At 70.4% G+C, this 26,238-nt stretch carries 25 protein-coding genes; 13 read left to right on the forward strand and 12 right to left on the reverse strand.

Annotated elements, in window-relative coordinates:
- Positions 1-105 precede the first annotated feature (105 nt).
- Positions 106-735, forward strand: a complete 630-nt coding sequence (locus Q0568_RS15925; RefSeq protein WP_298868256.1) for a nucleoside/nucleotide kinase family protein — start codon at positions 106-108, stop codon at positions 733-735.
- A 116-nt stretch (positions 736-851) separates the two neighbouring features.
- Here the strand turns inward: Q0568_RS15925 and Q0568_RS15930 are convergent, their stop codons facing one another.
- Positions 852-1,994 (reverse strand): substrate-binding domain-containing protein, encoded by a 1,143-nt coding sequence (locus Q0568_RS15930; protein WP_298868258.1) that lies wholly within the window; start codon positions 1,992-1,994, stop codon positions 852-854.
- A gap of 117 nt (positions 1,995-2,111) precedes the next feature.
- Between Q0568_RS15930 and Q0568_RS15935 the strand changes: the two genes are divergently transcribed.
- Together Q0568_RS15935 and Q0568_RS15940 are read left to right on the forward strand one after the other, a co-directional pair.
- Entirely contained in the window at positions 2,112-3,614 is a 1,503-nt protein-coding gene (locus Q0568_RS15935) for a GMC family oxidoreductase (protein WP_298868260.1), read from the forward strand.
- 37 nt (positions 3,615-3,651) lie between these two features.
- Positions 3,652-4,527, forward strand: a complete 876-nt coding sequence (locus tag Q0568_RS15940) for a shikimate dehydrogenase (RefSeq protein WP_298868262.1) — start codon at positions 3,652-3,654, stop codon at positions 4,525-4,527.
- Between the two features lie 51 nt (positions 4,528-4,578).
- Here Q0568_RS15940 and Q0568_RS15945 read toward each other — a convergent pair whose 3' ends face one another.
- A complete protein-coding gene (locus Q0568_RS15945; RefSeq protein WP_366941420.1) occupies positions 4,579-5,598 on the reverse strand; it encodes a LacI family DNA-binding transcriptional regulator in 1,020 nt (339 codons plus the stop codon).
- 196 nt (positions 5,599-5,794) lie between these two features.
- Between Q0568_RS15945 and Q0568_RS15950 the strand changes: the two genes are divergently transcribed.
- The 5 genes from Q0568_RS15950 (at position 5,795) to Q0568_RS15970 (ending at position 10,047) form a co-directional block, all read left to right on the forward strand.
- On the forward strand, positions 5,795-6,898 hold the full coding sequence (locus tag Q0568_RS15950) for a substrate-binding domain-containing protein (protein ID WP_298868264.1): 1,104 nt from the start codon (positions 5,795-5,797) through the stop codon (positions 6,896-6,898).
- 62 nt (positions 6,899-6,960) lie between these two features.
- Positions 6,961-8,013 carry an ABC transporter permease gene (locus Q0568_RS15955; protein ID WP_298868266.1) on the forward strand — a complete coding sequence of 351 codons (1,053 nt, stop codon included), beginning with the start codon at positions 6,961-6,963 and terminating at the stop codon, positions 8,011-8,013.
- Positions 8,010-8,789, forward strand: a complete 780-nt coding sequence (locus Q0568_RS15960; protein WP_298868269.1) for an ATP-binding cassette domain-containing protein — start codon at positions 8,010-8,012, stop codon at positions 8,787-8,789. The genes Q0568_RS15955 and Q0568_RS15960 overlap by 4 nt, the downstream gene beginning before the upstream one ends.
- Positions 8,786-9,121, forward strand: a complete 336-nt coding sequence (locus Q0568_RS15965; RefSeq protein ID WP_298868271.1) for a putative quinol monooxygenase — start codon at positions 8,786-8,788, stop codon at positions 9,119-9,121. The genes Q0568_RS15960 and Q0568_RS15965 overlap by 4 nt, the downstream gene beginning before the upstream one ends.
- The gene (locus Q0568_RS15970) at positions 9,118-10,047 is read left to right on the forward strand and encodes a carbohydrate kinase (RefSeq protein ID WP_298868273.1); all 930 of its coding nucleotides are present in this window, start codon (positions 9,118-9,120) and stop codon (positions 10,045-10,047) included. Before Q0568_RS15965 ends, Q0568_RS15970 begins: the two co-directional genes overlap by 4 nt.
- Positions 10,048-10,189: 142 nt before the next feature.
- Here the strand turns inward: Q0568_RS15970 and pheA are convergent, their stop codons facing one another.
- On the reverse strand, positions 10,190-11,134 hold the full coding sequence (gene pheA / locus Q0568_RS15975; RefSeq protein WP_298868275.1) for a prephenate dehydratase: 945 nt from the start codon (positions 11,132-11,134) through the stop codon (positions 10,190-10,192).
- 197 nt (positions 11,135-11,331) lie between these two features.
- Here pheA and pgm point away from each other — a divergent pair, with 197 nt between their 5' ends.
- The gene (pgm, locus tag Q0568_RS15980) at positions 11,332-12,981 is read left to right on the forward strand and encodes a phosphoglucomutase (alpha-D-glucose-1,6-bisphosphate-dependent) (protein ID WP_298868277.1); all 1,650 of its coding nucleotides are present in this window, start codon (positions 11,332-11,334) and stop codon (positions 12,979-12,981) included.
- Positions 12,982-13,090: 109 nt separating this feature from the next.
- Here pgm and Q0568_RS15985 read toward each other — a convergent pair whose 3' ends face one another.
- A complete protein-coding gene (locus Q0568_RS15985) occupies positions 13,091-13,630 on the reverse strand; it encodes a DUF4242 domain-containing protein (RefSeq protein WP_298868279.1) in 540 nt (179 codons plus the stop codon).
- An 87-nt stretch (positions 13,631-13,717) separates the two neighbouring features.
- Between Q0568_RS15985 and Q0568_RS15990 the strand changes: the two genes are divergently transcribed.
- From Q0568_RS15990 to Q0568_RS16005, 4 genes are all read left to right on the forward strand, one after another.
- Positions 13,718-14,272, forward strand: coding sequence for a TetR/AcrR family transcriptional regulator (locus tag Q0568_RS15990; protein WP_298868281.1), 555 nt, complete (start codon positions 13,718-13,720; stop codon positions 14,270-14,272).
- 116 nt (positions 14,273-14,388) lie between these two features.
- Positions 14,389-16,371 (forward strand): ABC transporter substrate-binding protein, encoded by a 1,983-nt coding sequence (locus Q0568_RS15995; protein WP_298868283.1) that lies wholly within the window; start codon positions 14,389-14,391, stop codon positions 16,369-16,371.
- Entirely contained in the window at positions 16,368-17,204 is an 837-nt protein-coding gene (locus tag Q0568_RS16000) for an ABC transporter permease (RefSeq protein WP_298868285.1), read from the forward strand. The genes Q0568_RS15995 and Q0568_RS16000 overlap by 4 nt, the downstream gene beginning before the upstream one ends.
- Positions 17,201-18,280: an acyl-CoA dehydrogenase family protein gene (locus Q0568_RS16005; protein ID WP_298868287.1), complete on the forward strand. Its 1,080-nt coding sequence runs from the start codon at positions 17,201-17,203 to the stop codon at positions 18,278-18,280. Before Q0568_RS16000 ends, Q0568_RS16005 begins: the two co-directional genes overlap by 4 nt.
- Before the next feature lie 34 nt (positions 18,281-18,314).
- On the opposite strand, the gene Q0568_RS16010 is transcribed toward Q0568_RS16005, so the two are convergent.
- From Q0568_RS16010 to Q0568_RS16045, 8 genes are all read right to left on the reverse strand, one after another.
- Positions 18,315-19,094, reverse strand: a complete 780-nt coding sequence (locus Q0568_RS16010; RefSeq protein ID WP_298868289.1) for an ABC transporter ATP-binding protein — start codon at positions 19,092-19,094, stop codon at positions 18,315-18,317.
- A gap of 53 nt (positions 19,095-19,147) precedes the next feature.
- The gene (locus Q0568_RS16015) at positions 19,148-20,188 is read right to left on the reverse strand and encodes an ABC transporter substrate-binding protein (RefSeq protein ID WP_298868291.1); all 1,041 of its coding nucleotides are present in this window, start codon (positions 20,186-20,188) and stop codon (positions 19,148-19,150) included.
- 58 nt (positions 20,189-20,246) lie between these two features.
- The gene (locus Q0568_RS16020; protein ID WP_298868294.1) at positions 20,247-21,098 is read right to left on the reverse strand and encodes an ABC transporter permease; all 852 of its coding nucleotides are present in this window, start codon (positions 21,096-21,098) and stop codon (positions 20,247-20,249) included.
- A gap of 112 nt (positions 21,099-21,210) precedes the next feature.
- Positions 21,211-22,311, reverse strand: a complete 1,101-nt coding sequence (locus tag Q0568_RS16025; protein ID WP_298868295.1) for a glycerate kinase — start codon at positions 22,309-22,311, stop codon at positions 21,211-21,213.
- A 27-nt stretch (positions 22,312-22,338) separates the two neighbouring features.
- Entirely contained in the window at positions 22,339-23,319 is a 981-nt protein-coding gene (locus tag Q0568_RS16030) for a D-glycerate dehydrogenase (protein ID WP_298868297.1), read from the reverse strand.
- On the reverse strand, positions 23,316-24,008 hold the full coding sequence (locus Q0568_RS16035; protein WP_298868299.1) for an RraA family protein: 693 nt from the start codon (positions 24,006-24,008) through the stop codon (positions 23,316-23,318). The genes Q0568_RS16030 and Q0568_RS16035 overlap by 4 nt, the downstream gene beginning before the upstream one ends.
- 2 nt (positions 24,009-24,010) lie before the next feature.
- The gene (locus tag Q0568_RS16040; RefSeq protein ID WP_298868301.1) at positions 24,011-25,075 is read right to left on the reverse strand and encodes an Ldh family oxidoreductase; all 1,065 of its coding nucleotides are present in this window, start codon (positions 25,073-25,075) and stop codon (positions 24,011-24,013) included.
- Complete coding sequence (locus Q0568_RS16045; protein WP_298868303.1) at positions 25,072-26,235, reverse strand: iron-containing alcohol dehydrogenase; 1,164 nt, start codon at positions 26,233-26,235, stop codon at positions 25,072-25,074. Before Q0568_RS16045 ends, Q0568_RS16040 begins: the two co-directional genes overlap by 4 nt.
- Positions 26,236-26,238 lie beyond the last annotated feature (3 nt).

Genomic DNA, 26,238 nt, shown 5'->3' on the forward strand with positions numbered 1-26,238 from the left:
GCACGGGAGCACGGGAGCACGGGAGCACGGGAGCACGGGAGCACGGGAGCACGGGGCGCGAAGGGCGCGGGGGCGCGGAGCACGGGGGCGCAGTAGAGTGCCAGCGTGCATGACCTGAGGACCGAACTCGTCGACCGCGCCATTGCGCTCGCCTCCCGCGCGGAGCGCGTCGTGCTTGGGATCGTGGGTGAGCCCGGTGCGGGCAAGACGACCCTCGCGACCGCACTGATCACTGCGCTGCAGGCACGCGGCGTGCCCGTCGCCTGGTTGCCCATGGACGGGTTCCACCTCGGCGACAGCTCCCTCGACGCAATGGGGCTGCGCGCGCGCAAGGGCGCCATCGAGACCTTCGACGGCTGGGGGTATCTCACCGCGCTGCGCCGCGTGCACGCGGAGGTCGACCATGCGGTCTACGTGCCCGGGTTCGAGCGCACGCTCGAGCAGCCGATCGCCGCCGACCGCGTCATCCCGGCGGGACCCGCGCTGATCGTCTCGGAGGGCAACTACCTGCTCGATGCCGACGAGCCCTGGTCACTGGCCCGCGCCGCGACGGCCGAGGTCTGGTACGCCGATGTCGATCCCGAGATCCGCATCGAGCGCCTCGTCGCACGGCACGTCGCCTTCGGCAAGTCCCGTGCCGAGGCTGAGGCCTGGGTCGCCGCCGTCGACGAACCCAACGCGCAACGGATCCGCGCGCGGCGCGACATGGCCGACCTGATCGTCCCGGTCGACTGACTCCCACTTCCCGACACCCGCCGACCTCACCTCCCGCTGCCCGCACGAGCCCCGTCTCACCTCCCGCGGCCCGCACGAGCCCCGGCTGACCTCCCGCTACCCGCGCGAGTCCCGGCTCACCCCCCGACCGGCACCGGCCCGGTCGACCTGCGCACGTGCAGCGTGGTGGGCAGCACCGTGGCCTGGGTCGGACCAGGACGGACTCCCGCCAGCCGCTCGTCGATGCGCGCCATGAGGATCCGTCCCGCCACGGCCCCTTTGGCCTGCAGCGGCTGCTCGACGGTCGTCAACCCCGCCGGCGCTGCGCGCTCGATGTCATCGACTCCGACGATACTCACCCTTCCCGGTACGTCCATGCCGAGCTCCTCGGCCCTGGTCAGCGCACCGAGGGCCAGTTCGTCCGACAGGCAGAACACGGCCGTCAGCTCCGGATGCCGCATCATGAGCGCCTCGAAGCCCTCCGCACCCGCGCGTTCGCTGGAGATCGTGCGCTCCTCGACGGCCAGATCGACGGCACCCTGCCCGGCCGCGCTCTCCAGACCCTCCCGCAGCCCGTCGATGCGTGCGCGCAGCACGGCGTAGCCGGAGACGACGCCCGGCAGCACCGGACCGTTGCGTCGGATGCTGCTCAGGCGAGGCGCCACCACGCCCACCCGCCGATGCCCCAGCCTCGCGAGATGCTCGCCGACGGCGAAGCCCACCGCCGCATCGTCGATGCCGACCCAGCCCCACCCCGCATCCGGATGCGGCTGATCCACCACTACGATCGGCAGGCGGCGTGCGCGCGCTGCATCCAGCAACGGCTCGTGATCGCCGACGGAGTACACGATCACGCCGTCGATCGCGACCGTGCCGAGTCCCGGCGCGGAGCCCGAAGCGGCATCCGCGGCAGTGCGGAGGGCACCCCCGAGCACCGAACTGCGCCCGGATCCCGACGGCAGCATCACCAGGCTCCGCCCGGTCTCCTCGCACGCCTGCGCGAGCCCCGCGAGGAAGCCCACGGCTGCGTGGTCCTCGAACGCGAAAGGCAGCTCATCGGTGAGGACCAGGCCGACGGCATCCGCTCGTCCGCGACGCAGCTGCCGCGCTGCCGGATCCGGCCCGCCGTAACCGATCCGCTCGGCCTCCGCGCGGATGCGCGCGAGCGTGGCTGCGGCCACGCGATCCGGCCGGTTGAAGGCGTTCGACACCGTCGCGGTCGACAGGTCGAGCGCTTTCGCGAGGGAGCGCAGCGACGCGTCCGCAGGCGGTCGACCCATGGCGGAACTCTCCGATCGTGTGAACCATTCACTTCGTGAAAACACTGTAAACCATTGTCATTCAACGCATCCCTGGATCAGCATTCATTCGTTACACTTCAGGAGAGGTTCACGAGAATGAACATCACAGCCGACTTCGTCGTGATCGGATCGGGCATGGGCGGTGGCATGACCGCGCTCGCACTGGCCCGCAGGGGGCTGGACGTGCTGTTGGTGGAGCGCGGCGAGCGCATTCCCCGCGAGCCCGAGAACTGGTCTCCCGATGCGGTGTTCCGCAGAAGCCGTTACAAGGCCGCGGAGACCTGGCTCGACGACCGCGGGCGCGAGTACCGACCCGGCGTGCACTACAACGTCGGCGGCAGCACAAAGGTGTACGGCGCCAGCCTGCCGCGATTCCGGGAGCGCGACTTCACCGCCACCGAGCACGAGGACGGCGTCTCGCCGGCCTGGCCGTTTCCGTACGCCGACCTGGAGCCGTACTACGCGGCGGCGGAGACGCAGCTGGGCGTGCACGGCACCACCGGCGAGGACCCGACCGAGCCGTGGCGCAGCAGCGACTACCCGTTCCCCGCCGTGCAGCACGAGCCCTACATCGCCGAGCTCGCCGACCGCCTCCGCGCGCAGGGCGTCTCACCGGCATCCAACGCCATGGGCATCGATCTGCGCCCGGGCGGTCTCTGCATCCGCTGCCACACATGCGATGGATTCCCCTGCCTGTTGGGTGCCAAGAGCGACGCGGAGACGCGCGCCGTGAATCCGGCCCTGGAGACCGGGCACGTGCGCCTGCTGACCGGCGTGCGGGTGGACCGCCTGGTGACGGATCCGTCGGGTGAGCGCGTCGTCGCCGCCGAGGGCGTCGGCCACGACGGCGCCGTGCGCATCGTCGGGGCGAAGTTCGTGGTCTCGGCCGGTGCGGTCAACTCCGCAGCGCTGCTGCTGCGGTCCGCGAGTTCCCGGCATCCTGACGGCCTGGCCAACTCCTCGGGACAGCTGGGGCGCAACTACATGATGCACAACAACGCGCACATCGCCGCGTTCGACGCGACGCGGCGCAACGACGCCGTGTTCCAGAAGACGCTGTCCGTGAACGACTGGTATCACGACGGCGGCGACGGCAGGCCGGGCGGCGTGATGCAGCTGGTGGGCAAGGTGCAGGGCTCGATGATGAAGCTCGAGGCCCCCTATGCACCGCAGTTCGCCCTGGACGAGTTCGCCAAGCGCAGCGTGGAGTGGCTGGTCATGAGCGAGGACCTGCCCTCGCCCGAGAACCGGGTGACTCTCGACGCGAGCGGACGCATCGTCACCCGCCGAGTCGCGCTGGGCACGGCCAATCACCGCCGGATGATGAAGAGGGCCAAGCGGCTGCTGCACCGCGTCGGCTACCAGGTCATCGGCACGCAGTGGTTCGGCATCGCGATGAACAGCCACATGTGCGGCACGGTCGTCGCGGGCGACGACCCCTCGGCATCCGTCCTGGACGGGTACTGCCGCACCCACGACGTCGACAACCTGTGGGTGATCGACGGCGGGTTCTTCCCGTCCAGCGCCGCAATGAATCCGGCGCTCACGATCGCCGCGCAGGCGCTGCGCGTGGTCGCCGAATCCGACCTCGCCGCGTGAGACCACCGCATCCGAGACCCCTGACACAGGAGCAGACATGACAGATCCCACCCCCCTTCGACCGGCCCTGACCGGATCCTTCTCCTCGCCCGCCGGCGGCAATCCGACCGGTGCCATGGTCGAGGCCGCATACCGCCATCACGGAGTGCTCGCGCGATTCGTGAACTGCGACGTACCCCCGGAGCGGCTGCCGGATGCCGTGCGCGGCGCCGTCGCGATGGGGTGGATCGGCTTCAACCTGTCGCTGCCGAACAAGCAGATCGTGATCGGGATGCTGGATGAGCTGGCTCCATCGGCGGCGCTGATCGGAGCCGTCAACTGCGTGCAGATCACCGGCCGCGGACTGATCGGCAACAACACCGACGGCCAGGGGTTCGTGCAGGCGCTGCGCGAGAAGCGCGACCCTCACGGCCTGCACGTGGTGCTGTTCGGCGCCGGCGGCGCGGCACGGGCCATCGCGGTGGAACTCGCGCTGGCGGGTGCTGCGCGGCTGACGATCGTCAACCGGCACGTGGAGCGGGCCGAGGAGATCGTCACCATCGTGAGCGAGCACACGGCCACCGCCGCCGCGGCCGTGGGGTGGGCGGAGTCGTTCCCGGTGCCCGCAGACACGGACGTGGTGGTGAACGCGACGTCCATCGGGCTCGCACCCGATACCGAGGCGCGCGTCGATCTGGTCGCAGACACCCTGCGCCCCGGGATGCTGGTCTGCGACGTGATCCCGAACCCGCCGGACACCGTGCTGCTGCGCGAGGCGCGTGCGCACGGCGCCGACACGCTGGACGGCCGCGCGATGCTGACCAACCAGGCCGCCGTCAACCTCGGCCTGTGGATGGGCCTGGAGCCGAACCGCGAGGTGATGAGCAGCGCCCTGGACGAGGCCATCGGCGACTGGCGGCACCCCACGTCCTGAGTCCGCCCGTCGGTGCGAGCCCGCCCGGCGCCGCTCAGCGGCTGCGCCCACTCAGCGGCCGTGCCTCCGCGGCGGCCTGATCTCGCCCGATCCGCGCGGGATCAGGTCGACCGGCACGACGACTCCCTCGGGCGCGAGCCGGCGCCCGGAGTCGAGCGACGCGAACAGCCGCTCCGCGGCGATGCGCCCCAGCTCGGCCGGTCGCTGCGCGACCACGCTGATCCCCGGCTCCATGAGATCGGCCAGCTCCACGTCGTCGAAGCCGATCAGCGCCACGTCATGGTGCCGGTCCAGCTTGCGCAGACCATGCACGGCGCCGACCGTGATGAGGTTCTGGCCGCTCACGATCGCGGTCGGGGCGTCGGGCGATCCCAGCATCGTCATCACGGCGCGCTCGGCGGCATCCTGATCCGACAGGCCGTCGATGACCGTCGCCGACTCCAGGGGGACCCCGAACTCCTCGAGCGCCAGGTGGAATCCGCGCTCGCGCTCGCGCGCCGTCCACAGCCCCCGGCGATCGATGAGCAGCGCGAGGCGGCGGTGCCCGAAACCCAGCACGTGCCGCGTCGCGAGCCGCGCGCCCTCGACGTTCGCGGAGTGCACCGAGTCCGCCGCGTACCCGGTGGGCTCCCGGTCGATGAAGACCACCGGCATCTCCGGTGGCACGAGGTCGGCGAGGTACGCCTGACTGTCGGCCACGCAGGTGAGGATGAGTCCGTCGACCTTGCGGCGCACGAAAGCCTCGACGGCGGCCACCTCGCGCTCGGGGTCGTCATCCAGGCTGGAGGCGAACACCGCCACGTCGCGGTGCACGGCGACGTCCTCGATGGCACGGTGCATCGTCGCCGAGAACGGGTTGCCCACGCTTCCCAGCAGCAGGCCCACCGATCGCGTGCGGGTCGTCGCGCGGCGCAGGTTCGCGGCATAGGCATCCGGTTCCCAGGCCAGGGCCTCGATCGACGCCCGCACTCTCGCGGCCGTCGCGGGCGCGACATTGGGCTCGTTGTTGACGACCCGCGAGACGGTCTTCGTCCCCACGCCGGCATGCTCGGCGACCTCGCGGATGGTCACCCGCTGCCGCTTCTTCCGCGCTCCGGCGGATACCGGGCTTGATAACGGTGTCATTAATCTTCCGTCCGACCGAATCTGACACTTGCGCACTTCACATCCGTGAGCTAAACATATCTCTGACACCGTTGTCAGGTCGTGAACGACCGAGAGTGTCTTCCACCGAAGTGACCGCCTGATCCCCGTTAGGACAGCAAAGATGCCTTTCACTCTGAACCGCCGCTCCAAGCTCCTCGCCGCAGCATCCCTGGCCGCCGTCGCCGTCACGGCGCTGGCCGGATGCAGCGCGGCCGATGGCCCGGGCTCCACCGTCGGCCCGAACGACAAGGTCGGCGTGACCCTGATCGTGAAGACCACCACCAACCCCTACTTCGTCTCGATGGAGGAGGCCGCGAAGGCCGACGCCGCCAAGGCCAACGTCTCGCTCACCCTCGCCGCAGGCAAGAAGGATGGCGACACCGACAGCCAGATCCAGGCCATCGAGAACGCCATCTCCCGCGGCGACAAGGGCATCCTGATCACCCCCAACGGCACCGCCGTCAACAACGAGATCGCGAAGGCACGCAAGGCCGGTCTGTACGTGATCGCGCTCGATACGGTGCCGGATCCCGCCAAGACCGTCGACATCACTTTCGCCACCGACAACTTCGCCGCCGGCGAGCTGATCGGCAAGTGGACCGCGGCCAAGCTCGACGGCAAGAAGGCGACCATCGCGATGCTCGATCTGTTCAGCGACCAGATCGTCTCGGTCGACACCAACCGCGACCAGGGCTTCCTCAAGGGCATGGGCATCACGGTGCCCGACAAGAGCAAGAACGGCACCGAGGCGAAGAACGGCACCTACACCGGCGGCAAGGGCGGCGAGTACACGGTCGTCGGCCACCAGCCCACGCAGGGCGCCGAGGACGGCGGCCGTGCCGCCATGGAGACCCTGCTCTCGAAGAACTCCGACATCAACGTCGTCTACACGATCAACGAGCCGGCCGCCTACGGCGCGTACCAGGCGCTGAAGGCCGCGGGCAAGGAGAAGGACGTCCTGATCGTGTCCATCGACGGCGGGTGCGCCGGCGTCGGCTACGTGAAGGACGGCATCATCGCCGCCACCTCGCAGCAGTTCCCCTCGAAGATGGCATCCCTCGGCATGGAGGCCATCGCCAAGATCGCACGCGGCGGCGAAGCGCCCAAGCCCAGCGACGGCCTGGACTTCTTCAGCACCGGTCAGACCCTGGTCACCGACCAGGCCCAGCCCGGCGTCGACAGCGTCAGCTCCTCCGAAGCCGCCGGCACCTGCTGGGGCAAGTGATCTCCCGGGCGCCGGCCGCGTCGCCGGCGCCCACACCCTTCCCTCCGACTTCAGGAGAACCCATGTCAGAATCCACCTCCACCGTCGACCCCGCGGGTCCGCCGACCTCGGCGCTGCATCTCGCGGACGAGTTCATCGCCCGGCAGACGCCCGCGCAGCGGGTGCGGTCGGTGCTCTACCGCTACCCCGCCCTGAGCCCGGCCCTCGTGCTGCTGGTCGCCGTCATCATCTTCGGCGTGATCAACCCGCGGTTCCTCGCACCGAACAACCTGTCCCTGATCACGCAGCAGGTCGCCGTGATCGGCATCCTGAGCCTCGCGCAGACGCTGGTCATCCTCACCGCCGGCATCGACCTCGCCGTCGGCGCGGCCATGGTGCTCAGCTCGATCGTGATCGGCAACGCCGCCGCGGGGATGGGCATGCCCGGCATCGTCGCCCTGCTCATCGGCCTGCTCGCCGGCATCCTCACCGGCGTGATCAACGGCTTCCTCGTCACGCGGCTGAACCTGCCGCCGTTCATCGTCACCCTCGGCACGCTGAGCATCTTCACCGCGCTCATGCTGCTGCTCTCCAACGGCGCGACCGTGCAGGGGCTGAACCTGCCCGACATCATCACCTGGACGGGGACGACGTTCCATCTCGGCGTCGACATCACCTACGGCGTGCTGCTGATGCTCCTGCTGTACATCATCACCGCCTTCGCGCTGGGCCGCACCGCGTGGGGACGTCACGTCTACGCGGTCGGCGACGATCCCGAGGCCGCGCGCCTGAGCGGCATCCGCGTCAACCGCGTGCTGCTGAGCGTGTACATCGTGGCGGGCGCGATCGTCGCGGTGGCCGCGTGGGTGCAGATCGGCCGCGACTTCGGGTCGAGCCCGAACGCCGCCGTCGACGCCAACCTGAACGCCATCACCGCCGTCGTCATCGGCGGCACCAGCCTCTTCGGCGGCCGCGGCAACGTGTGGGGCACCCTGCTCGGCGCCCTCATCGTCGGCGTGTTCCGCAACGGCCTCGCCCTCGCCGGCCTGGACGTGCTCTACCAGACCCTCGCCGTCGGCATCCTGGTCATCGTCGCGGTCTCCATCGATCAGTGGATTCGGAAGGTACGCAAGTGAACGCTGCAGCGCTCGACACCCGCACGCCGGTTCTCTCGGCCACGCGGCTCGTCAAGACCTACGGACACGTCGTCGGACTCGACGGAGTCAGCCTCGACCTGTACGCCGGCGAGGTGCTCGCCATCATCGGCGACAACGGCGCCGGCAAGACCACGCTCATCAAGTGCCTCACCGGCGCGGAGATCCCCGACGGGGGCGAGCTGAAGCTCGACGGCAGGCCCGTCCACTTCCGTCGTCCGCAGGATGCCCGGGATGCCGGTATCGAGACCGTCTACCAGTCGCTCGCGGTCTCCCCCGCGCTCGACGTCGCCGCCAACATGTACCTCGGTCGCGAGATGCGTCGCCCGGGCATCCTCGGCTCGACCTTCCGGATGCTGGACACCAAGGCCATGCGCAAGAACGCCAGGGACGAGCTCACCCGGCTGGGGATCTCCACGCTGCAGGACGTGACGGTGCCGATCGAGAACCTCTCGGGCGGGCAGCGGCAGGCCGTCGCCGTGGCACGGGCAGCGGCCTTCGGATCCAAGGTGGTCGTGCTCGACGAGCCGACCGCGGCCCTGGGCGTGCGCGAGGGCAACCAGGTGCTGGAGCTGATCAAGCGGCTGCGCGATACCGGCGTCCCGGTGATCCTGATCAGCCACAACATGCCGCACGTGTTCGAGGTCGCCGACCGCATCCACATCCAGCGCCTGGGCAAGCGCGCGGGCACCATCACGCCGCAGTCGCACACCATGAGCGAGGCCGTCGCCATCATGACGGGCGCGCAGACGCTGTGAACGGCAGGCACCTGTACGCCGAGTTCCAGGCGGTTCCCGGGGCGGGGGACGCCGTCGCGTCCCTCGTCGCCGGGTACCGGCGGGAGGTGCGGGCCGAACCGGGCAATGTGCGGTTCGACGCGCACCGGCTGCACGACGAGCAGGAGCGCTTCTTCGTCTACGAGGAGTACGCGGACGACGAGGCGTTCGCCAGCCATCTGAGCAGCGCGGCGAACGCCGCCTTCAACGCGGCGCTGAGTCCGCTGGTCGTGGGCGGCGGCTCGACACTGACCTGGCTGGACGGCATCGAGGATGCCGCGGCGAACGCCGGGTCGGCCGGATCCGCGGCATGACCGCGCTCCCCGGACGAGTCCTGGTGATCGGCGAGGCCCTCATCGACGTCGTCGACCACGGCGACGGCGTGACCAGGCACGTCGGCGGAAGCCCGCTGAACGTCGCCTTCGGCCTGGGGCGCCTCGGCACGGCGACGACGTTCGCCTCCGAGTTCGGCGACGACCCGGACGGCCTCGCGATCCGCGATCACCTGGCCTCGGGCGGGGTCTCGGTCGTGACCGTCGGTGACGGAAGTCTGCCCACGTCGACGGCCACGGCGTGGATCGGCGCGGACGGATCGGCCACCTACGACTTCGATCTGACCTGGAACTTCCGCACACCGCCCCAGGTCAACGGGGTCTCCGTGGTGCACGTCGGCTCCATCGGCGCCCTGCACCTGCCGGGCGGCAACCGCGTGCTGTCCTTCGTGGAGTCGCTGCCCCAGGATGTGCTGGTCGCCTTCGACCCGAACGTGCGCCCGACGCTCATGCCCTCGCGGGAGGTCGCCGTCGTCGCCGTGGAGAGGTACGCCTCCCGCGCGGCGGTCGTGAAGCTCAGCGACGAGGACGCCGACTGGTTGTACCCGGACGCGGCGGCGAGCGCGCCGCAGCGACTGCTGGATGCCGGTGCGAAGCTGGTCGCCGTCAGCCGCGGGTCCGCCGGAAGCGTGCTGCACACCGCCGATCTGCGCGTCGAGGTCCCGGTGCTGCAGGTGGACATCGTCGACACGATCGGCGCCGGGGACGCGTACATGTCCGGCCTGATCGCCGCGATCGCGGAGAAGGTCGGCATCGAGGGTGCACTCGCCGGCAGCTACTCGAACGCGCAGCTGACGGAGATCGGCCGCATGGCGGCGGTGTCCGCCGGACTCACCGTGGCGCGGGCCGGCGCGATGCCCCCGACCGCGGCAGAACTGCAGCGGGCGCTGCGCGAGCTGGAGCAATAGCGCCGCTCCCCCAGCATCCGCCCGAATCGGGCTGGATCGAAAACGCATCGGAAACACGCTCCGCGGATGCACAAGTGATCCAGACCGCGGACTGGATCGAAAACGCATCGGGGAACCACGAGCGCGGAAGTGGTGCGCGGGGCTACGCCTCGTCGGGCTCGCCGGCGATCAGGCCGCGCAGCCAGTCGCGGGCCTCGACGAACACATCGTCGGCGTAGCGGTCGGGGTACTGCACGATGCGGCGGTCGGCACGGGGGTACGAGCCGAGGAACACCACGCGGGGGCTGAACCGGCGGATGCCGAGCAGCGCGTCGGCCATGCGCTCGTCGTGGATGTGGCCGTCGGCATCCAGCACGAAGCGGTACCGACCCAGCTCGTCGCCGACGGGCCGCGACTCGATCAGCGACAGGTTGATGCCGCGAGTGGAGAACTGCTCCAGAAGATCCAGCAGCCCGCCGGGTCGGTCGTCGGGCAGCTCGACGATGAGCGAGGTCTTGTCGGCGCCGGTCGGCTCGCCGGCGGCCGTCGTGCGCGAGACCAGCACGAAGCGCGTCACGGCGTTGGCGTTGTCGCCGATCTGCTCGGCCAGCACCTCGACATCCTGGTGCGCCACGATTCCGGGCGCCGCGATGGCGGCCTGGGCGGGCAGCGACCCGTCGAGCACGCCGAGGATGGATGCCACGTTGCTGGCCGCCGGCACGTGCGCGTGCTCGGGAAGGTTCTTCCCCAGCCAGGCATGGCACTGCGCGTACGCCACCGGATGCGCAGCGACGACCTTCACGTCCTCCAGCTTGGTTCCGGGAGGCGCGACCAGCACGAAGTTCACCTTGACCAGGTACTCGCCGATGATCCGCAGGCCGGGGTTGGTGGCCAGCGCATCCTGCGTGGTGGAGACGCCGCCCTCGATGGAGTTCTCGATGGCGATCATCGCGGCATCCGACACGCCCGACAGCACGTCGGAGAGCGCCTCGCCCACGTTGTGCACCGGCCGCCATTCGTGGCCGCGGGCCTCGGGAACCTGATCCAGTGCCGCCTCGGTGAAGGTTCCGGCGGGGCCCAGGTAGCTGTACGTGCGGCGTTCGGTCACCCGGCAAGCCTAGCCCCGGGCATCCGCCGGTTCGGCCCGGCATCCGACTGCGGTACGGATGTCGGCGCGATTCACGGATGTCGGCAGAAAACCGGCATCCGGTCCGACAACCGTGGTCTGAGCCGACATGTGTACCGACAGACCCGAAGGATGACGCCGAAGATGCGCGACGGTCGCACGCGGGGCAGACTATGCACATGACGAGCCGTGCAGGCCTCCCCGCGGAGGAAAAGGATCTCATCGACGTCGACGAGCTGATCGCCGCGTACTACGACCGGCATCCGGATCCGGCGATCGCGACGCAGCGGGTGGTGTTCGGGACCAGTGGCCACCGCGGCTCCGCCCTGACCGGCAGCTTCAACGAGGACCACATCCTCGCCACCACGCAGGCCATCGTCGACTACCGCAACGGGCAGGGCATCTCCGGTCCGCTGTTCCTGGGGCGCGACACGCATGCGCTGTCCCGTCCCGCCGAGCGCAGCGCCGTCGAGGTGCTGCTGGCCAACGGCGTGGACGTGCGCGTCGACTCCCGCAACGCCTGGGTCCCGACGCCCGCGCTCAGCCACGCCATCCTCACCTACAACAAGGGGCGTGCGCTGGAGGACGCCGGCCGCTCCGACGGCATCGTCGTCACCCCCAGCCACAACCCGCCCCGCGACGGCGGCTTCAAGTACAACCCGCCGAACGGCGGTCCCGCCGACACGGATGCCACGGGCTGGATCGCGAAGCGCGCCAACGAGCTCATCGAGGCGAAGCTGGAGGGCGTGAAGCGCCTCAGCCCCGCCGACATCGACTGGGATGCGCTGGCCGCGAAGGGCTACGACTTCCGCGATGCGTACGTGCGCGACCTGCCCACGATCATCGACCTGGAGGCCATCAAGAACTCCGGCGTGCGCATCGGCGCCGACCCGCTGGGCGGGGCGTCGGTGGAGTACTGGCAGCTGATCGCCGAGATGCACGGCCTGAACCTCACCGTCGTCAACCCCGAGGTCGACCCGACCTGGCGCTTCATGACGCTGGACTGGGACGAGAAGATCCGCATGGATCCGTCCTCGCCGAACGCCATGGCCTCGCTGGTCGCCAAGCGCGGCGACTACGACGTGCTCACGGGCAACGACGCCGACTCCGACCGGCACGGCATCGTCACCCCGGATGCCGGACTGATGAACCCCAACCACTACCTGGCTGTCGCCATCGACTACCTGTTCTCGCACCGCGAGGGTTGGCCGGCGGATGCCGCGATCGGCAAGACCCTGGTGTCGTCGATGATCATCGACCGCGTGGCCGAGTCGCTGGGCCGCCGCCTGCTGGAGGTGCCCGTCGGATTCAAGTGGTTCGTGCCCGGCCTGCTGGACGGCTCGGTCGCGTTCGGCGGCGAGGAGTCCGCCGGCGCGTCGTTCCTGCGCAAGGACGGCTCGGTCTGGTCCACCGACAAGGACGGGATCATCCTGTGCCTGCTGGCCGCGGAGATCATCGCCGTGACCGGCAAGACCCCCTCGCAGCGGTACCGCGAGCTGGAGGCCGAGTTCGGGGCATCCGCGTACCAGCGCGTGGACGCCCCGGCCACTCCCGAGCAGAAGGCCACACTCGGCAAGCTGTCGCCGGATGCCGTGAGCGCGACGATCCTGGCCGGCGAGGAGATCACGGGCAAGCTCTCGCACGCCCCCGGCAACGGTGCGGCCATCGGCGGGCTGAAGGTGCAGACCGAGCACGCCTGGTTCGCCGCCCGACCGTCCGGCACGGAGGACGTCTACAAGCTGTACGCCGAGAGCCTGCTCGGGCCCGAGCACCTCGCGAAGGTGCAGGAGGAGGCGCGCGCCGTCGTCAGCGCCGCGCTCGCGGCCTGATCGCGGCATCCACAGGCGATTCACGGGGCCCGTCTATCTGCGCCAAACGCACGCGACACGCCGTCCCGGCGCTGCGTTTGACGCGAATAGACGGGCTTTAGCGGACGGGTCAGGAGGCGGTGACGGGCAGGGCGTCCAGCGCGTGCAGGCGGCTGATCGGGGTGGTGACGACCTCGCGGGCGTGGCGCACGGCCTCCTCGCTGTCGGCGTCGTAGAAGCACAGGCACTTCTGGGTGTCCTCGCGCACGTACGTGCGCAGGAACGCCACGTCGTCGAGCGTGTCGTACAGCGGCGTCTTGGCCTTCTTGGCCGCGAGGTACTTCTCCATGGTGATCTCGGCGGGGATGTCCCACTCCACCAGGTACCCGGCAGTGCCGCGCGCGCGGACCTCGTCGACCGTGGCGCCGATCAGGCGCACCGGCACGATGTCGGTGACGGATGCCGCGCCCAGGGTCTGCGCGTCGAGCACGACGCCCGCGCAGTCGTCGCCCTCGAGGATCAGGTACACGCGCTCGTGCCCGGCGGGCACCTGCGCCTCGACAAGCTCTCCCCCGGTGGCGGCGAACGCGGCGGCCACGCGGTCGATCACGGCGGATGCGGCCTCGCGGGTGGGATCGGACAGTTCGACCTCGACCAGGAACAGTGCCATCGGATTTCCTCTCGCTCAACGACAGACAGACCTGTCTGTATGCGACAGGATAGCCGACGCCGGACCGGGCATCCGTAACATGGAGTCATGCCCACGCTCACGCCCGCCGCCGACAGGCTGCTGCAGACCGCCAGCCGCCTGTTCTGCCAGGAGGGCATCCGGCCGGTGGGCATCGACCGGATCATCGCCGAGGCCGACGTCGCCAAGGCGACCCTGTACCAGGCGTTCGGCTCGAAGGAGTCGCTGGTGGTCGCTCATCTGGAGCGGACGGATGCCGGCGACCGGCAGGCCTATCGCGCGGCGATCAGCGGCATGCCGACTGGCCCGGAGCGCGTGCTGGCCTCGTTCGAGCTGGCCGCCAGGCGCAACGCATCAGACGGGTACACCGGATGCGTGTTCCTGAACGCGCTCGTCGAGTTCCCCGACCCCGCCGAGCCCATCGCCCGCGCCGTGCGCGAGCACCGCGCCTGGGTGCGCACGCAGTGGCTGGACGCACTGTCGGGCATCGCGGATGCCGAGCGCATCGCCTCCGAGGCGCAACTGGCCTACGACGGCGGGCTGCTGGGCGCGAAGGTCGCGCATGACGTGGCCCCGATCCACCTGGCGGCCGACATGGTCCGCGCCCGCATCGCGGCCGCCTGACCCGCACGCACCGGACCGCGTGCCGGCGCCGTGCGTGAAATGTGTCGACACACACCTACAGACAAGTCTGTCTGCTTGTTACGCTCGCCCCACATCCCCCGGCGTCTGGAGCACGCATGACCGAGCCTGAAACCGACCTCCCCGTCGTCGACGTGCGGGCCGCCGGCGTCGTGCGCGGCGGCAACCGCGTGCTGGACGACATCGACCTCACGTTGAACCGCGGCGAACTGCTGACCGTGGTCGGCCCGTCGGGTGCCGGCAAGTCCACGCTGCTCTCGCTGCTCTCGGGACTCATCGAGCCGGCATCCGGATCGGTGCGCAGGCCGGAGGATGCCGGCGGCTCCACCCGCACGGTGTTCCAGCAGCCGCACCTGCTGCCCTGGCGCACGGCCGCCGAGAACGTGCGGCTCGGGCTGGAGTACCGCGCGAACCGCAGATCGGATGCCGGCAACGCCGCCGCCGGCGCCGCGGGCGCCGACGAGAGCGTCGCCGCGCTGCTGCGGGATCTCGGCATCGGGGCCCTGGCCGAGCGCTACCCCGACCAGCTCTCCGGCGGCCAGGCGCAGCGCGTGGCCATCGCCCGGGCCGTGGCCGCGCATCCGACTCTGCTGCTGCTGGACGAGCCTTTCTCAGCACTGGATCCGCTGACCCGCGCCGACGCGCAGACCTGGCTGCGCCGCGTGCACGAGCATCGCGGGCTGACCACGGTGCTGGTCACGCACGACCTGGCCGAGGCCGCCCTGCTGGGCGACCGTGTGGCGGTGCTGCGCGCCGGGCGGCCGGGGCTGCAGATCCTCGATGCCGCGGGCGACCGCGTGGAGCTCGAGTCCGAGCTGCTGGCGCGCTTCGCCGACGACATCGATGACGCGCCCGAGCAGGCCGGGACTCCGGCATCCACTCGTCGTGACCGCACGCGACGCGAGTTCCTCACCCTCGCCGGCGCCGGCGCACTCGTGGCGCTGCCCGTCGTGGCGGGCGCGCTGAACCGTCCCGCCGACGCCACCGCCGCGCCCGATCAGGACGAGACGAAGAAGCAGAAGAAGTCCGACACGCTGCGCATCGGCTACCTGCCCATCACCGATGCCGCTCCGCTGCTGCTCGCACACGACGGCGGGGAGTTCGCGCAGCGCGGCATCCAGACGCCGAAGCCCACGCTGTTCCGCGGCTGGGCCCCGCTGGTGGAGGCGCTGCAGTCCGGCAGCGTCGACATCGTGCACCTGCTGATGCCGGCCGCCATGCAGCTGCGGTACGAGGCGAAGGTGCCCGTGAAGGTGCTGGCCTGGAACCACGTGAACGGCTCGGCGATCACCGTCGCACCGCATATCACCGAGGTCGCGCAGCTGGCGGGAACCACGGTCGCCGTGCCGGGCTGGTACTCGATCCACAACGTCGTTCTGCAGCAGCTGCTGCGCGACGCGGGCCTGACGGCCGTGATCAACCAGAAGCCGGATGCCGCAGCCGGCACCGTGCAGCTGGTGGTGCTGGCTCCCGCCGACATGCCCACGGCGCTGGGCGCGGGATCGGTGTCGGGCTACATCGTCGCCGAGCCGTTCTGCGCGGTGGCCGAGGTGCAGGGCATCGGACGCATCCTGCGGTTCACGGGCGATGTCTGGCGCGAGCACGCCTGCTGCGTGACGGTCGTGCGCGAGGATCTGGTGGAGAAGAATCCGGAACTCGCGCAGCGAGCGGCGGATGCCGTGGTGGCCGCGCAGCTGCGGATCCGCAAGGACCGGAAGGCGGCGGCCGAGCGGCTCTCCGCCGGCGGCTACCTGCCCCAGGCGCCCGCGGCCATCGCGAAGGTGCTCGTCGAGCACGACGACCACGAGTACGTCGACGACGGCGCCGTGCAGCATCCGGGCTGGGATCAGCCCCGGATCGGATTCCAGCCCTACGCCTACCCCAGTTACACCGAGGAGCTGGTGCGGCAGATGCGGCTGACCGCCATCGACGCCGACACCGCATGGCTCGGCCGCATCGAGCCCGCCGAGGTGCACGCCGACCTCGTCGCCACGCGCATCAACAGCAGAGCCATCGACGCCTCGGGCGGCCTCGCCGCCTTCGGTGCCACGGCGACCAGGAAGGAGCAGGTGCAGCCATGACCGTCATCGCAAAAGCGCCCGAGATCAGTGTGGCGGCACCGCCGCCGGCATCCGCTCCCCGCCCGACGCAGAACGCGGCCCGCCGAATTCTGCTGCGCCTGGCGGTGCTGGGCGTGACCGTCGTGCTGTGGTGGCTGCTGGCCGACGTCGTGCTGGCCGCCAACCCCGTCGTGTCGAAGATGGGACCGGTCGACACGCTGCGCGCGCTGGCAGGCCTGGTCGGCGACCCGTCGTTCCTCGACGCGATCACCGTGTCGCTGTGGCGGCTGCTGGCGGGGCTCGGCATCGCCGTCGTGATCGGCGTGCCGCTGGGCGTCCTGTTCGGCTCGCGTCGCACCGTGGAGGATGCCGTGAACCCCGTGGTGCAGTTCCTGCGGATGACCTCTCCGCTGGCGTGGGCGCCGTTGGCCATCGTGCTGCTGGGCGCCGGCACCGGAGCAGTCATCGCTCTGGTGGCGCTGGCGGCGGTGTGGCCGATCGTGCTGGGCGTGGCCGCCGGCGTGCGAGCACTGGATCCGGGTCTGCGCAAGGTGGCGCGTTCGCTGGGCGCCACGCGGTGGGAGGCGTTCCGCTCCACGGCGCTGCCGGCGCTGACCTCCCCCATCGTCGGCTCCAGCCGGGTGGCGCTGGGCATCTCGTGGGTGGTGCTGGTGCCGGCCGAGATGCTCGGCGTGCCGAACGGGCTGGGCTACGCCATCCTCAACGCACGCGACAACATCGACTACTCGGGACTGGCCGCGACCATGTTCGCGATCGGGGTGCTGGGCTTCCTGCTCGACCGCATCCTGCGCGGGCTGCACCGGCTGGTGGACGCGAGGGAGGCACAGGCATGAGCGGTTCCGTGATCGAGGCCGGTTCCGTGATCGAGGCCGCGTCGCGGCGGGCGGCGGATGCTGCCGCCGACGTCGACGGCGGCACCGCGCCGCCGCTGGCCGAGACCCTCGCCGGGTACGGTTCGCTGGGCGCCCTGGGGCTGGGCGTGCAGCGCGCGGACGACGATGTGTCGGATGCCGCCGAGCTGCTCGCCGCGGTTGCCGGGGAGTGCATGAGCACGGCGTTCTCGCTGTGGGCGCAGCGCATGGTGACCGAGTACGTGCGGGCGTCGTCCCTTCCCGGTCGCGACGAGCTGCTCGCCGAGCTGGTCTCCGGCCGGCTGGCGGGTTCGATCGCGATGGCCACCGCGCTGCAGGAGTCGGCCGGGCTCGGCACGGTGCCGACGGTCGCCGTGCCCGACGGCGAGGGCGGGTACCGGGTGTCCGGCCGCATCGCCTGGGCGTCGAACATCGCGCCGGGGACGCTGGTGATCCTGCCCGCGCGGGTGGACGACGAGCGGGTGCTGGTGGCCGTGCGGGTCGGCGCCGAGGGCTTCACCACTCGCCCGGTCGAGGGCCTGCTGGCGCTGGACGCCACGCGCTCGGCCATGCTGATGCTGGACGACGTGCACGTCGAATCGGATGCCGTTCTCGCGACCTCGCTGCAGGCCGCCGCCGACCAGCGCGCCACCCACTACCTGCTGCAGACCGCGCTGTGCCTGGGCCTCGCGCGGCGAGCGCTGGCCGAGGCGGCCGCACGGCTGGAGGGAGGCAACAGCGTGCTGGCGGGCTTCCAGCGCCGGCTGGAGGACGAGCACCGGCAGCTGTCCGGTGAGCTGCGCCTGGCGGCATCCGCTGTCTCCGCGACCGACGCGCATGCCGTCACGCGCCTGCGATTCGACGCCGCGCGGCTGGCGCAGGCGGCCACGGGTCAGGAGGCAGCGCTCACCGGCGGGCGCGGGTATCTCACGGCATCCGCCACCAACCGCCGTCTGCGCGAGGCCGCCTTCCTGCCGGTGCAGACGCCCAGCGAGGTGCAGCTGCTGCGCGAGCTCGAGCAGTTCGGCGATCACCCGGCCGACTACTACTCGATCTGAGCACCGCGGTGCGGCTCAGTCACCGCAGCGCGGCTCAGTCCCCGCCCGGCGAGCCCAGCAGCTCGCGCACGCGGGTGGAGATCCGGGTGAACTCCGGCGTCGCCAGCACCTCCGCGTAACCCCGCTCGGCGGGCAGGTCGACGGTGTGCTCCTCGAGGATGCGGCCCGGCCGCGGGCTCATCACGACCACCCGGCTGGCGAGGTACACGGCCTCGGCCACCGAGTGCGTGACCAGCAGCACTGTCGTGCCGGTCTGCGACCAGATGCGGTTGAGCTCGACGTTCATCTTCTCGCGGGTCAGTGCGTCCAGCGCGCCGAACGGCTCATCCATCAGCAGCACGCGCGGCTCGTGCAGCAGCGCGCGGCACAGCGACACGCGCTGCTGCATGCCGCCGGAGAGCTCGTGCGGCAGCGCCTTCTCGAAGCCGGTCAGGCCGGTCATCTCGATCAGTTCGTCGGCCCGCGCGTTGGCCTTCTTCATGTCCATGCCGCGCATCTCGGCCTGCAGCAGGATGTTGCCGCGCACACTGCGCCACTCCAGCAGCGCTGCGCGCTGGAAGACGTAGCCGATGTCCTGGCGGGGACCCGTCACATCCTCGCCGTTCAGCCTCACCCTGCCGGAGCTCGGCAGGGTGAGGCCGGCGACGGCCTTGAGCAGGGTCGACTTGCCGCAGCCCGAAGGCCCCGCGATCGTGATGAACTCACCTGCCTGCACGTTCAGGTCGACGCCGTCCAGTGCCGTCACCGTGCCGCGCTTGGAGGCGAAGGTGATCGAGACGTCGGTGATCTCCAGCGCCGCGCTCGTCTGCGTCATGTGCGTGTTCTCCTGCTCGTGCGGTCGGTTCGGTTCAGCTGCCGGGAGTGGGGTCACTTGCCGGGTGCGAAGGACGCGTCGTAGTACGTGTCCACGGTGCCGTCACCGGAGATCAGGCCGGCCTTGCCCAGCACGTCCAGGGTGGCCTGCCAGTCCGAGGTGGCGTTCACGCCCGGGGCCTCGCCCTCGGTGGCCTTGGTGCTCAGCAGCTTGATGGTCTCGGTCCACTGGTCCAGCAGCACATCCTTCGCCGGCATCTGCGGGTCCTTGCCGGTCATGGACGCGACGGCGGCCTCGGGGTCCTCCGCGGCGGCGGCGAACGCCTCGGACGTGGCGGCGACGAGCTCCTTCACCAGCTCGGGCTTCTGCTCGATGGTGTCGGTGGGGGCGATCAGGCCGTTGCTGTAGAAGTTCAGCCCGGCGTCGGAGTAGCGCAGGTAGCGCATCTTCTTGCCGCTCTTGGCCGCGATGGTCGGGCCCTGGTCGTGCGCGAAGCCGATCAGTCCGTCCACCTGGCCGGAGAGCACGGCGGCGATCTTGCCCGCCGGGTCGAGGTTCTGCTGCTTGACGTCGGACTCCTTGAGCCCGACCGCCTCGAGGTACATCGGGAACGTCGTGGTCGGAGCGTCGCCGGCAGAGACCGCGATGGTCTTGCCCTTCAGATCCTTGGGCTCCTCGATGCCGGAGTCGGCGAACACCTGCACGGCCGAGGGCGTGGTCTGCAGGAAGACGCCGACGCTCTTGATCGCGACACCCTTGTCGATGTTGGCGAGCACGGCGGGGGTGTCGGCCCAGCCGAAGTCGACCTGCTTCTGGCCGACGGCCTGCGCGGTCTTGGTGGAGCCCTGGCCGGCCTTGATGGTCAGGTTGATGCCGTGGTCCTTGAAGATGCCCTTCTCGACCCCGTAGTAGAACGGCGCGTGCTCGCCGTAGGGGTACCAGTTGAGCATGAGCGTCACGTCGGTGACCTGCTTCTCGCCCTTCGCGGGGGCGCTGCTGTCGCTCGACGGCGCGGAGGATCCGCATCCGACGAGGGCGAGAGCTGATGCCGTGACGACGGCGAGTGCGCCGAGGATGGATGCTGACTTCTTCATCAGTAGTTCTCCTAGTGGGTTCGGGTGATGCTGGGGAGTGGTCTTGGGAGGGACGGGATCAGAGGCGGACGGTGGCCGCGCCGACATCGCGCTTGGAGGCGTGCCAGGGGATGAGGAACTTCTCGGCGATCTGGATGATCGCGAACAGCAGCACGCCCATCAGCGACATGATGATCAGCGCGGCGAACAGCATGGCGGTGTCGAGGTTGCCGTTGGCCTGCAGGATCACGTAGCCGAGACCCTCGTTGGCACCGACGAACTCGCCGACCACCGCGCCGGTGACGGCCAGCGTGGCGGCCACCTTCAGGCCGGACAGCAGCTCGGGGAGCGCCGCGGGCAGCCGGACCTTGGTGAAGGTGCGCCAGCGACCGGCGCCCATCGTCGAGGTCAGCTGCAGGATCTCGGGGTCGACCGTGCGGAGCCCTGCCAGCCCCGAGATCACGACCGGGAAGAACGCCATCAGCACGGCGACCAGGATCTTCGGCTCCATCCCGAACCCGAGCCAGACGATGAACAGCGGGGCGATCGCGATCTTCGGGATCACCTGCGCGAACAGGATGACCGGGTAGAGGGTCTGCTCGAGGCCCCGCGAGTAGACCATGACGACGGCCACGAACAGGCCGACGATCACGGCGATCACGAAGCCGACCAGCGTCTCATAGGTGGTCACCCACGTCTGCTGCATCAGGTACGGGACGTTGTCGGCGAACGCCTTCCAGGTGTCGCCCGGCGAGGGGATGATGAACGGCTTGACGAGCTTGAGTGCGGTGACGAGCCACCAGACGGCGAGCACCACGATCCCGAAGACGATCGGATGCCAGCTGCGAGCCCACCAGCGCACGACGGGATGCTGTTCGCGCGGCGCCTGGGCGAGTGCCATCGCCATGGTGGCGTTCTGGGATGACGTCATGCGACTCCTCGACTCCTTCGTCAGCGGGTAAATGGGAAAGCGTATTCCCATGTGATAGTGCGAGTCTATGTCGCGGTCGGAGAGGTGTCAATCCGGGCAGTGCGAGACGCGTTCAGGCGCGCTCGGCGAGCATCCGTCCGGCCACACGAAGCCAGCGGGCGGGGTCGGAGAGAGCGGATGCCGCGGAGCCGGCCACCTCGGTCAGTGAGACGGCCGCCGTGAACAGCGAGGTGTCGGAGTCGGCGGTGATCCGGCCGGCGACCAGCGCCGCGCGGGCACCGGCATCCGCGGCGACGGCGGCGACGAACGAGGGCACCTTGCCGTCTCCGGACTGGCCGTCGTAGGAGCCCTCGCCGGTCACGACCACATCGGCCCCGGCGATCGCATCGGTCAGGCCGATGAGCCGCGCGACCTCGCCGGCTCCCGGTAGCAGCCGGGCTCCCCAGGCCACGAGAGCCCCGCCGACGCCTCCAGCCGCGCCGGCACCAGGAGTCCCGGCATCCAGGCCGAGCAGGTCGGCCAGGTTCGTCAGAGCGGCGTCCACGGACGCGCGATCAGCGGCATCCGTGAGCCCCTTCTGCGGGCCGAACACCTCCGCCGCACCGCGTGGGCCGGTGAGCGGGTTGGTGACGTCGCTGAGCACGAGGGTCTCGGGGGCGGTGCGCAGGCCGCGGAGGTCGATGCGCGCGATCTCGGTGAGGCCGCGTGCACCGGGACCGGCCTCAGCGCCGGCGGCGGTCACGAACCGCGCACCCAGCGCACACAGCATCCCGGTGCCGCCGTCGGTGGAGGCGCTGGAGCCGATGCCCAGCACCAGTCGCGAGACGTCGTGGTCGAGGGCTGCGGCGATGGCCTGCCCGAAGCCGGACGAATCGGCGCCCCACGGGCGCAACTCGTCGAGCAGTTCGATGCCGGAGGTCGAGGCGAGGTCGATCACGGCCGTGCCGTGCGGCGCCTCCTCGGATGCCGGAAGCAGCAGCCATGACGTGTCGACAGGCCTTCCCGCGGGGCCGTCGACGGTGACCGGCATCCGCTGTGCGCCGGGAACCGCCGCCTCGAAGGCCGCGACCGTTCCCTCTCCGCCGTCGGCCATGGGCCGCAGCACGAGCTCGGCATCCGGGTCCTTCTCACGCCACCCGTCGGCCAGCGCCCGCGCGGCATCCGCCGCCGTGATGGTGCCCTTGAAGCTGTCCGGCGCGAAGACGACGATCATTGATTCACCTCAGCGCGATCCTATGACTCATCCGACGGGAGCGGTTCCCACAGGGGTGAGAGCGGCCCCACCGCTGAGCGCCGAGATCACGTTACGCACGGCCAGCAGGCACATCTCATCCCGCGTCCAGGCTCCGGCGCTGCCGATGTGCGGCAGCAGCACGGTGCGCCGGTCCGCGCGCAGGCGATCGTTCAGCCGCGGCTCGTGCTGATGCACGTCGAGCCCGACGCCGGCAAGATGCCCGCTCTCGAGCGCATCGGCAAGGGCCTCCTCATCGACCAGGGGTCCTCGTGCGGTGTTGATGAGGTACGAGCCGGGTCGCATGGACCGGATTCGGGCGTCGTCGACCATGCCGCGAGTGGCAGGCATGAGCGGGCAATGCAGCGACACGACATCCGCGCGCCGGAAGATCTCGTCGATACTCGCGTACTGCACACCCATCGCCTCCGCTTCGGCAGTCGCGGCACCGCGACCGCTCGCGATCACGGTCATGCCGAAGGCCCGGGCGCGTCGGGCAACGGCCGAGCCGATGCGCCCGAGGCCGATGATCCCGAGGGTCGCTCCGGCACTCACATCCAGTCCGATCCAGTCCCTCGGACCCCAGATCCACTCCTCGCCTCTGCGGACGAAGGCATCCGCCTCGACCACCCGCCGGGTCGTCGCCAGCATCAGCGCCATGGTGAGATCCGCCGTTGACTCGTCCAGCACGCCGGGAGTGTTCGTGACGATGACGCCATGCCGTGCGGCCGCCTCGGTGTCGACGTTGTCGAAGCCGACCGCGACGTTGGCGACAATCTTCAGTCCCGGTCCGGCGGCGGCGAAGAACTCCTCATCGACCTGCTCGGTGAGCATCGTGACGGCCCCGACCGCACCCGCGACTGCCGCCAGCAGTCGTTCCCGTTCGGGGGGCACGTCCCCGAGCACGAAGACGGGATCGACCCGATCCGACAGCTCCTGCTGCGCCCGGTCGGTCAGGCGCCGCGAGACGACAACCTTTCCGGCGATCACTCCTCACCCACCTCCAAGACGACCGCGGTGCGGTCGATCCAGGTGCGGTCCCATTCGTGCGCGTCAATCTGCGCGCGCTGCACGATCTCACTCTGCACGATCGCCTCCGCGCGCTCGGCCACCTCATCCGCGTCCGCCGCGGGGATCACGGCGATCCCATCCGCATCGCCGACGATCAGGTCGCCGTCGTTGACCGCGATGCCACCGATGGATGCCGGCACATGCACCTCGCCGGGACCGCTCTTGTAGGGCCCCAAGTGAGAGAGGCCGCGCGCGTAGACCGGCATCGAGCCGGCGGAGATCTCATCGTGATCTCGGACGGCCCCGTCCACGATGATTCCGGAGAACCCGCGCGACTGTGCATAGGCAGTCATCAGCTCGCCCAGGATCGCGTTGGTGACATCGCCTCGTGCGTCGACGACGAGGATGTCGTCGACGCGGCCACGGTCCAGCGCGACGTGCACGGCGAGATTGTCGCCGGGCCGAGTGCGGACGGTCAGGGCGGTGCCGACCATCGAGGGGTGCTCGCCGTGCCGCAGCGAGTTGCCAATGATATTCAGGCCGATGACCCCCGGCGTACGGCGCATGCTGTCGGAGATCGCCGCGGTGGGCAGCTTCCGGTACCGGGCGATGAGATCCGGACCAACAGCGGATGCCGCGGGCCGGACGACGATGACGTTCATGTCCATGATCAGACTCGTTCCTTCTGTCCTGCTTGTGCTGCGGGGAAGGGAATGCCGCTGAGGTCATGCAGGGCGGTCAAAACTTCGACCGGCAGGGGGATGCCCTGATCGCGCCGTCCAGCCGCCATGCGCTCCTCGATCTCGCCGGGCACCAAGACCTCGCCGCCCTCCACGGCGGTGGCCTTGATCCTCGATACGAGCGAACCCGCCCGGCTCTGGAAGGCGTCGCCGCCGGCGAACGCACCGGGATCGACTAGGTGCAGGAACGCCCCCACGCCCTGCGGGCGGTCGAGGTCGTCGTACAGGTCGCCGACGTCGGGGCCGGAGTTCGCCCCCGAGAGGATGGCCGACATGATCTCCACCATCATCGCGATGCCGTAGCCCTTGGGACCGCCGAACGGGAGCACGCTGCCGTCGAGCGCAGCCTGCGTGTCGGTCGTCGGGTTGCCGTCGGGGTCGACCGCCCAGCCCTCGGGGATGTCGTGGCCGAGCTGGTCGGCGAGGATGATCTTCCCCCGGGCGACCACGCTGGTCGCCATGTCGAGCAGGATCGGATCCCGGTCCTGCGCGGGGACCGCGAACGTGAAGGGGTTGGTGCCGAGGTACCGCTCCCGTCCGCCCCAGGCGACCATCGTCGAGGGAGCGTTGCCCAGCAGCAGCGCGGCCGCCCCGGCGAGCGCCGCCCTGCGGGCGAAGAAGGCACCCGCCCCGTAGTGGTTGGAGTTGCGGACCGACACGGTCACGGCGCCGGTCTCGCGCATGCGCTCCAGGCCTAGCTCCAGGGCCCGGGCGAGGACCACCTGGCCTAGTCCGTTGTCGCCGTCGACGTGCATCACGGCCGGTCGATCGGCGATGACCTCGACCGTCGGGTGGACGTTCACGAGCCCGCGGCGGATCCGCTCCACGTAGATGGGGATCCGACTCACTCCGTGCGAGTCGACGCCGCGCAGATTGGCGTCCACGAGGGATTCCGCGACCAGGGCGGCGTCGGCGTCGGGCACCCCCTCGCGGGCGAGGATCTCGGTGGCGTACGAGAGGAGGTCGGCGGACCGCACCTCGCGTGGCGCGCTCACAGGCACTTCCGCAGCAGGTCGACGAAGTCGTCCGCCGTCGCCGGGCGCGGGTTGACCACCACGTTGCCCGACAGCATGCTGTCTTCGGCGATGGCCCGCAGATCGCTCTCCACGATGCCGTAGTCCGACAGTCGGGTCGGCGATCCGATGTCGCTGATGAGCCGCTCGACCTCGCGCACGCCGGCGTCGGCGGCATCCCGCAGCGTCATCTCGCGACGATCCACGCCGAAGATCCGGGCGATGTCGGCGAACTTCTCCGCCGCGGCGGCGACGTTGTACCGCATCACCCCGGGCAGCGTCACGGCGATCGCCTCGCCGTGCGGGATCTTCGCGACCGCACCGAGCGGCATCGCCATGGCGTGCGAGAGGCCCAGTCGCGTCGGCGCGAAGGCGCAGGCGGCCATGGTCGCGGCGATCGACATGTCGGCGCGCGCGGTGAGGTCGGCGCCGTCGAACACCGCGCGACGGAGCGACCCGGCGATCAGCTCCATCGACTTGGCCGCCAGCGCCTCGCTGATCGGCTGCGTCGCCTTGTTGACGTACGACTCCAGCGCGTGCGCGAGCGCGTCGACGCCGCTGGCGATGGTCGTGCGGATCGGCACCGAGACGGTCAGCTCGGGGTCGACCAGCGCCAGCGACGCCGTCAGGTTGCGGCCGCCGACGCCGTACTTCGTGTTGGTGTCCTTCTCGGAGATGACCGACCAGATCGCGCACTCGCTGCCGGTGCCGGCCGTCGTCGGGATGGCGATCACCGGCATCCCCGGCGAGCTGGGCACGCTCAGTCCCGCGTAGTCGCGGATGTGCCCGGGGTTGGCGACCATCAGCGCGCCGGCCTTGGCCGTGTCGAGGGCGCTGCCGCCGCCGAGGCCCACGATGACCTCGACGCCGGAGTCGCGGGCGATCTCGGCGGTGCGCATCACGCCGCGTGCATCGGGCTCGGGCTCGACGTCGGTGAAGGTCTCGAACGACACGCCTGCGTCGGCGAGGATGCCCTCGACGCGGGCGACGGCGCCGGCCTTGACCAGGCCGGGATCCGAGACGAGCAGCACCCGTCCCCCCGAGCCCAGCGCCCGCACCTCTTCGGGGAGCGCCGACACCTCACCCGCGCCGAAGCGGATACGCGTGGCAAGTTCGAATGCGAAAGAACGTCGTGAGTCCATATC

Source organism: uncultured Microbacterium sp., assembly GCF_937927635.1.
In the GTDB taxonomy this organism is placed as follows: Bacteria; Actinomycetota; Actinomycetes; order Actinomycetales; family Microbacteriaceae; genus Microbacterium.